The organism is Parachitinimonas caeni (assembly GCF_030129945.1).
GTDB lineage: Bacteria > Pseudomonadota > Gammaproteobacteria > Burkholderiales > Chitinimonadaceae > Parachitinimonas > Parachitinimonas caeni.
In genome coordinates this window covers 1-339 of record NZ_JARRAF010000231.1, presented here as the reverse complement: position 1 = coordinate 339, position 339 = coordinate 1, and the positions used below count along the sequence as shown (strand labels likewise).

Below are 339 nucleotides of genomic sequence, written 5' to 3'. Positions count from 1 at the left end.
ACCTGGAGCCGACCCGCAATGCAGACGGCAACTACACGCTCGACAAGATTCTCAACCTGCGCAAGTGGCTGCAAGACTACACCCCGCGCAACAACGTGCCGGTGGTCGATGGCAAGGTCAACCTGCAGTACCGGTTGATCCCGTCGGCCGGCGACATCGTGACCGGCCCCCTCGCCAGCGGTGTGCTGACCTATGCCTCGGCCAGTCACAAGCCGATCTCGGCGATTGCCGATGGCGCGCCGGCACAGGTGGGCGAGCGCCTGTCCACGCTCGATGGGGGCCAGACCATCCACCATCACCAGCAGTACAACAGCTTTGGCGAGCTGATCAAAGAGATCG

The 339-nt window shown here is 63.4% G+C and carries 1 protein-coding gene; it reads left to right on the top strand.

The annotated features are described in order from the left end of the window. On the top strand, positions 1–339 hold a 339-nt coding region (locus PZA18_RS24455), incomplete at both ends, for a hypothetical protein (RefSeq protein ID WP_284103488.1).